Raw genomic sequence first — 3,800 nt, forward strand, 5'->3', positions numbered from 1 at the left:
GTGAAGCCTCGGCCGGTTCCCGTGTCGGGTCCCGCTGCGGGGCCTTCAGTGAAGCCTGGGCAGCGCAGCAGCGTCCAGATGGGTGAGAGCTGTTCCGCTTTGGACGCTGGGGGGAAAGAGAGCTGCACTCGTGCGATCTCGGATTCTGAGATGCCACTTCAGGTCCGCAGAGGACGTGGACTGAGGGCAGGTGTGAATCCGCCGAGTTGGTGTGCAGCCGAGCTCAGGGGTAAACGCGAGGCAGTGTGCCTGGTCTCCGGAATCCGCTACACGACCTATCGCACCGTCAACGGCCAGAGACGGTTGACGGGATCAGCCGACATCGTCGCCATCAACTACAGCTACGGCGAAACGGGCCTGCCTTCATGGGGCAATCAGGCGGACGTCTCTGCCTACCGCCTCTGGGGTGACGGCAAGAAGGCATTCATCGGCGGCAAGGCCAGCAAGGGCGGCTCCTGCAAGCAGCACGAATCGAAGTTTCCCACGAAAAAGCTCGCCCCAGTCAACTATTGGAAGCTCGGCGAGTCCTTCTTCGAGACCACGATCACCAGGCACGGAGCAAAGGGCCGGTGTACCAATAAGTGGGCGCTGCGCTTCACCAATCCTTCATATCCGCCAGCGAAGAGTAGCATCAAGATGAACGAGTTCCGCTGTGACAGGGCCACTCTGGGCCGTAATGACATTGGTTGCGTCATACCCTGGTACGCCTCCCCGCTCATCTACAGCAAGAGCAGGGCGCCTCAGCTGGCATCCCACGTCACTCGTGCCCAGAACTCGGGGCTGCCCGGCGCAAGTTTCAAGCACCCGCTTCACCGGACGACCGATGAGGCAAGGCGCAAGCGGAACCGGGACCTGGCCTGCCCCGATGGCGAGACCCGGCCCCCCGGTAAAACGTGTGATGAATACCCTGTAGCCACCTCCCAGGAAGGTCTGGCGTCCGGCGGAAAGCGACGGACCTTCCCTGGATGCTCCATCCCGAACGTGCCCTCGCGCACCGGCCTCAAAGGTGCGAGTGCGTGCATGATCCATAAGGCTGACCAGGACTACCAGGGCGGGAAGAACAACGCCTTCTACAGGAGCGAGCGGATGCTGGAGGGAGACCCCTTCCGGGTCCTCATAGAGAACTGACCGCTCAAGGATGTGGGTGCTGCAGGGTCTATTCGCAGCGCCCACATCCTGATGCGTCGCCTGATATTGTCAGGCTATGGTCACATCGTGTGTCATATTCGTCAGCGATGGCATGTTCGGCATTGCAGACGACGCTGAAGAACCCGCGGACACAGCCTGTTGGGCTGTCGGTCTGGCCGCGCCCATGGAATACGGAGCCTGGGTGAGCACTGGCATCCACACCGGGCGTGTAGAGGTTGGGGCCAAGGTCGTCGCTACAGCACCACCCGCGCAGACAACCACGTGGGAAGAGGTTGTCGAGATCAGCGTGCGGTCGATCGAAGGAGACCTCCGCATCATCTCTGCCCACGATGCCGTGCCAACCGACCTACCCGCGCTCAACCCTCAAGGGCCCGGTTGGTATCGCATCAGAGTCCACGCCAAGGGACGAGCGACATGCGCCGACGGAACCAACGAAGCGCCCACCGAGCACTACCTCATCACCGCCTGGCCGCAAGCACCGACGGCCCCCGTGGTACTCCGCACCAGTGACATGATCGAGGAAGCTCGGCTCGCACACGCCGACGACCCATCGTGGGAAGCTCTCACACGGCCGGAACAACAACCGGCACAGAAGCCGATGACCGCCGAACGGGAAAACCTGCTGCGCCACCTGAAACGAAGGTGACGATCCCTCCTGATCCGGGCTGTCGAGGACTCACATGCGACGACCAGCGTCCAGGCGGTCTCGATCGATGCCAGCTGCGAGAGTGTGGAGAGGCCTGCCTGCTGACGCACAGAACCTGTCTGGTGTCAGCTGACGAGGATCGGCACACCCGATGTCAGCAGCTGCTGGCAGCATCACCGCTATGAACGCCATATTTACCACCCCGCCGCGGCCGTTCGACGTCACCGCGCTCTTCCCTCAACTGGCCCCGTTGGCGCGCACGGCGACCCGGCTGCACCCGCGGCCCGGGGCGCCGACCGTGCACGACAACTCCGTCGGCGGGCCGCTCCTGTGGCCCGCCGACGAGTCGTGGCCGTACTGCCGAGAACCGCACGACAGGCATGCGGCGCTCAGGGTCAACTCCCCGGACGACATCCGGCTTCAGCGCCGCGTCCTCGCCGCAGCGGCCGAGCGCCTTCACCTCGACCCCGAGGCACCCCAGTGGACCCCCGAGGAACAGGAGACCTTGAATCTGATCAACGCGGGCCGCCGATGGTTCGACGGCCCGATCCCTCTCGTGCCCGTAGCCCAGTTGTACGCCCGCGACATTGCCTTCCCCTGCCCGCCCGACGCGGACCTACTCCAGGTCCTGTGGTGCCCCTTCGACCACGAGATGGCGCACCCGAAGACCGCCCTCTTCTGGCGGTCCTCCGCCACCGTCACCGACGTCCTCAAAGCACCGCCCGAGCCGCCGATCGTCCAGGACGGCTGGTACCTTCCGGAACCGTGCCTGTTCTCACTGGAACAGGTCACCGAGTTTCCCAACCCCATGGAGCTGGACAAGGAGCTTCGGGACCAGTTGGACGACATGAGCCGCTGGGAGACGGTCGACCCTGCGCAATACAGCCCGTACGCGGATGATCCGGGCGAGCTCTACCTGAACAACCTCTGCAGCGCTCCCGGCTGGAAGACCGGCGGCTGGACCCGCTGGAGCCCTACCGACCCCGTCGACCGCGCCTGCCCGGAGTGCGACACCGAGGCGGTCCCGCTCCTCACCATCGCCTCATCGGAATGGGACGGCGGCAGCACGACCTGGATCGCCGAGCAAGACCGGCCGACCCCGGGCCCGCCGCCCTTGGGCTCCCGGGACGGCAACTTCACCTTGATCGACATCACTGGCGGCAACAACCTGCAGCTCCATGTCTGCCCGTCTTCTCCGTACCACCCCCACTTCGAACTGCTTCAGTGAGCTCGTGCGGAAGTCCTCCGCACCGACGCCCACGCCACAATCGACACCGCAATCGACTCTCCGGTCAGACGCCTTAGCCAGCTACTGAAGATCCAAACGACGGGCCCAAGGCCAACCAACGCGTCACGCTGCGGGTTGACAGAACAGCCAAGGCTCAACGGTGAGATAGATCACTCGACCCGTCATCAACTTTCGCCCCCCTGTCGAAGTTGGCGCATCCCGCAGTTTGCCCGCAAACCACCGCCTGGAGCACTGTTGTGCGACTTCCTGGCGACACCCCTCAAGAAGACTTGGAACGAGAGCGCGAACGAGCGACGCGAGGCTGCGGAATCGTCCGCTCCGATTTTCGGTTGCGATTTGCTGAAATTCCCATATGCACGTGCACTTGAGGCACCAGCCACCCCCCTGTGCGCCCCTACACGCAGGGCTACCGCGGCGAACTGGTGGGATCACTTTTTTGATCAAGAATTGATCGAGGGTGGCGCGCGCCGCAATCAAACGCTCGATCCGATTGGCTTGATTGGTGACCATAATGGGCCGCCATGCACCCGATTCGATCAAATTAGATCATCGTTGCATGCGAGACCTATTCCCATTTCGGGAAATGCGATCAGCGCCCAGAAAGCGTCTGCGAAGGGGATCCGAGCAGGTTATGGTGGGATTACCGCACGGAGTCGAGCGATAGCCGACTGTGTGGCGGCGGGGGGGGGGGGGGGCGCCCCCCCCCCCCCCCCCCCCCCCACCCCACCCCCCCCCCCCCCCCCCCCACCCCAACCA

At 64.0% G+C, this 3,800-nt stretch carries 3 protein-coding genes; all 3 read left to right on the forward strand.

Annotated features, from left to right (window positions below; translation table 11 throughout):
• Positions 1-243 precede the first annotated feature (243 nt).
• The gene (locus NMK44_RS39485) at positions 244-1,128 is read left to right on the forward strand and encodes a NucA/NucB deoxyribonuclease domain-containing protein (protein ID WP_254752597.1); all 885 of its coding nucleotides are present in this window, start codon (positions 244-246) and stop codon (positions 1,126-1,128) included.
• Positions 1,129-1,330: 202 nt separating this feature from the next.
• Positions 1,331-1,795, forward strand: a complete 465-nt coding sequence (locus NMK44_RS39490) for a hypothetical protein (protein WP_254752599.1) — start codon at positions 1,331-1,333, stop codon at positions 1,793-1,795.
• A gap of 181 nt (positions 1,796-1,976) precedes the next feature.
• Positions 1,977-3,023 carry a hypothetical protein gene (locus NMK44_RS39495; protein ID WP_254752601.1) on the forward strand — a complete coding sequence of 349 codons (1,047 nt, stop codon included), beginning with the start codon at positions 1,977-1,979 and terminating at the stop codon, positions 3,021-3,023.
• Positions 3,024-3,800: the final 777 nt, after the last annotated feature.

It is taken from the genome of Streptomyces cucumeris (genome assembly GCF_024295805.1).
Taxonomy (GTDB): Bacteria; Actinomycetota; Actinomycetes; order Streptomycetales; family Streptomycetaceae; genus Streptomyces; species Streptomyces cucumeris.